Origin of the sequence: Caballeronia arationis, assembly GCF_001544975.2 — a bacterium.
Taxonomy (GTDB): domain Bacteria; phylum Pseudomonadota; class Gammaproteobacteria; order Burkholderiales; family Burkholderiaceae; genus Caballeronia; species Caballeronia arationis.
In genome coordinates, this window is the sequence record NZ_FCOG02000320.1 from 1 (window position 1) to 3010 (window position 3010).

The 3010-nt window shown below is 62.4% G+C and carries 5 protein-coding genes and 1 pseudogene; 5 read left to right on the plus strand and 1 reads right to left on the minus strand.

What is annotated here, in order from left to right:
- From AWB81_RS41550 to AWB81_RS41560, 3 genes are all read left to right on the plus strand, one after another.
- Positions 1 to 835, plus strand: an 835-nt coding sequence (locus AWB81_RS41550; RefSeq protein WP_062644287.1) for a DNA-binding protein, incomplete at its 5' end; no start/stop codon positions are given.
- Positions 836 to 919: 84 nt separating this feature from the next.
- Positions 920 to 1195 carry a YlcI/YnfO family protein gene (locus tag AWB81_RS41555; protein WP_062644288.1) on the plus strand — a complete coding sequence of 92 codons (276 nt, stop codon included), beginning with the start codon at positions 920 to 922 and terminating at the stop codon, positions 1193 to 1195.
- Positions 1196 to 1266: 71 nt separating this feature from the next.
- A complete protein-coding gene (locus tag AWB81_RS41560; RefSeq protein ID WP_062644290.1) occupies positions 1267 to 1545 on the plus strand; it encodes an HU family DNA-binding protein in 279 nt (92 codons plus the stop codon).
- An 83-nt stretch (positions 1546 to 1628) separates the two neighbouring features.
- On the opposite strand, the gene AWB81_RS41565 is transcribed toward AWB81_RS41560, so the two are convergent.
- On the minus strand, positions 1629 to 1832 hold the full coding sequence (locus tag AWB81_RS41565) for a hypothetical protein (protein ID WP_062644294.1): 204 nt from the start codon (positions 1830 to 1832) through the stop codon (positions 1629 to 1631).
- 92 nt (positions 1833 to 1924) lie between these two features.
- Here AWB81_RS41565 and AWB81_RS41570 point away from each other — a divergent pair, with 92 nt between their 5' ends.
- Together AWB81_RS41570 and AWB81_RS41575 are read left to right on the plus strand one after the other, a co-directional pair.
- Positions 1925 to 2368, plus strand: a complete 444-nt coding sequence (locus AWB81_RS41570; RefSeq protein WP_062644296.1) for an SET domain-containing protein — start codon at positions 1925 to 1927, stop codon at positions 2366 to 2368.
- Positions 2369 to 2519: 151 nt separating this feature from the next.
- Positions 2520 to 3010, plus strand: a pseudogene (locus AWB81_RS41575) (hypothetical protein); the annotation flags it as partial.

Genomic DNA, 3010 nt, shown 5'->3' on the forward strand with positions numbered 1-3010 from the left:
GGCGTCGGTGCTCGCCGAGTTCTGGGCGGAGTTACGAGAGAAGAGTCGGGTGCGTATCGAGCACCCGGACTTGCCAACGGAGTTGAGTGAGGCCGCAGGCGAGTTGATCGGAACGCTTTGGACGCGCGCGGCGGCCTCCGCACACGCCGAACTCACGTCGCTTCGCGATGAGGTCGAAACGCGTCGCGCCGAGGCGGAGCAAAAGATCGTCGCCGCGCGCGAGGAACTCGGTCGGACCGAGACGGCGCTGGAGCAACGCACCGCGGCATTGCAGGCGGCGCAGGTCGAAATTCGGGAGTTGGAGCGGCAGCAGGCGCACGAGGCGGCCGCGCGCCAAGCACTTGAGGCACAGGTCAAGCGTCTTGGCGAGGAGGTCGTCGCGCGCGAGCGTGATCTTGACAAGGTACGCGACACCTTCTCACGTGATCTGGAAAAACTCCGGGAAACGGCTGATCGTGCGGAGGAGCGCTTACGCGCCTCGGAAAAGCGTGCGCTCTTGGAAATCGATCGCGAACGCGGTGCAGTGATCAAAGCGCAGAAAGAATTGGCCGAAGCCGCCAAACGCGCAGAAAAGCGGGATGCTGAACATCGACGAACCGTCGAGGCGCTGCAAGAGCAGCAGGGCGACGCTCGCCAGCAAACCGGGGTGTTGCAGGGCAAGCTCGCCGCGCTCGACGCGGCATACACGTCGCTCCAGGAGCAGTTGAAATCCCTGCGCGGAGCGGCGCGGCCGTCTACGCGACGCGCGCCCACGGCCGAATCCAGTCCGCCAGCAAGGCGAGCAGCCCGAAAGGCAGCTGTTGGCAAGACGGCGAGAGCGAAACGTCGCGCGTAGATAATGACCGGTGGCGCCGGCGAGTGGCGCAGTCCACGGCCGGTTCGCGCCCCAGTCGCGCCGACGGTCAAAAGGAGCGTACAGGTGAGAAGATCGGCAGAGAATAAATTGAGGGTCGTTGCGGTGCGCATCGACCCTGTCATCGAACAGCGGTTGCGCGTATTGGCAGAGGCCACAGGGCGGAAGCAATCGTTTTTCCTGCAGCGGATGATCGAGGAAGGCATCGAAGCGATGGAAGAAATCTGGTTGTCGCCGGACACGCTGGCCAAGGTTCGGAATGGCGATTTGCCTGAGCTGCTCGCTGCACATAGCACGACCTCGGATCTCTTCGACCTCGATGCGACCGATGCCGCCCTGTAGGACCGACGTTTTTGTGTTTCGTAGCGACTCGGTAAGTTCGCGTTCGTTTTTTAAAGAGAGGAAGGGATTCAATGAACAAGCAGGAACTGATCGGCGCCGTGGCGTCGGCGTCGGGTACGAGCAAGATCGCCGCTGAAGATGCGATCAATGCGGTATTTGAGACGATTTCGAAAACGGTGGCCGCGGGAGACACCGTTCAGCTGATCGGCTTTGGATCGTTCGGGACCGGCGAATGCGCCGCGCGGACCGGTCGGAATCCGCAGACCGGTGAGACGATCAAGATCGCCGCGGCCAAGACGGTGAGGTTCACCGCAGGGAAAGGCTTCAAAGACGCCGTCAATCAGGCGTGAGCGCAGCAACGACCGGGTGGCGCGCGACGGCCGCAGGCGGGCAGTTTGCCGTCGCATCACCCGTTCGACGGGTCCCGACCTAGTCAGAAAAGCTGACTCTCGAGCGGTATGAGGTTCACCCATTTCACCGCGGTGCGGCGCTCCTGTCCGTCCGGGTGAATGGAGCGAATCATGACGCGTTGCCCGCGGGCTTCGCCCAGAACTTCCGCGATCCGGCCTTCATAGCGCACCAGCGTGCCGCGCGCCGGCTTGCGTTTGAGTTTCGTGCGGCGAGGCAGAGCGGACATTTCTTGACAGGCTGACATGCGATGATGCGATTATCGCCTGTCCTCACACCAACGCAGATTTTTTCGTTCCTTGTCACGCTAGAGAGTCAACCATGCGCCGCATTGCAGTCCGTCACTCGCCCATTCATGGTCGTGGTGTGTTCGCCGCGGCGACTATCGTCGTCGGTGATGCAATCCTCGAGTACAAAAGCGAGATCATCTCGGCGAAAGAGGGGCAGCGCCGGTATGAGCGGTCCACCGCAGAAGACGGACATACCTTCTTCTTCGGGCTCGACGACGGACGCATGATCGACGGCGCACAAGGTGGCAACTCCGCGCGTTGGATCAATCATAGTTGCGCGCCCAACTGTGAAGCCGAACAGGAAGGCGATCGGGTCTTCATCCGGGCAATACGCACGATCGAGGAGGGCGCGGAGGTCTTCATCGACTATGCGCTTGATGTCGCAGGGCGCCGAACGGCGGCGCTCAAGCGCCTTTACGCATGTCGGTGCGGCGCTCGCCGCTGTCGAGGCACGATGCTGGATGTGCGTCGGTAGCGTACTTGTTGTGGAGGCGCACCTGCTACAAGGTGATTCATGAAAACATCGTCGAAAGCGCCGGCAGCGGCTTCCTCGACGCGCTGAAATGAATTAGCCTGATCGCTCTTCATCGACGACATTCCTGAGCGCGACGACGATGCAGCAAAGCATGCAACAGCTCGATATATTTGCCGACAGCCGCGACGTGGTAATGCGCAATGACGTCGTGGAGCAATTGCAGCGTCGCCATGCGGGGGACGCGCGAGCCTCACTGACTCAACTCGCCAGCGAATACCCTGACGACAGCGCGCTGCCTGCGATGACGGTGCTTGTTCTCGAACTCGAGAACGGCTCAAGCCTTCCACTGACCGACCACGCGGAGCTAACCGCAGTCCGCCGACACCTTGAGGATGAAGTGACGCCTGCCGCCCAACGGGTGATGCCTGCACAGGACGCTCATGCGTGGTCGACACCGTGCTGGCGCTCGCTCGCCGAGCGCGCTGCACCGCTGGTCTTTTGCAGGAGCCACACCGAAAGCCACGCCGCGCCGCTATGGCTCCGCGCGGGGGACTGGGCGGCGGCCACTGACGCCGTCAACACGATCGAATCGTGGTGGCGCATCCCGTCGCCACTCGCCTGGATGACCGAAGCGCGCTATCG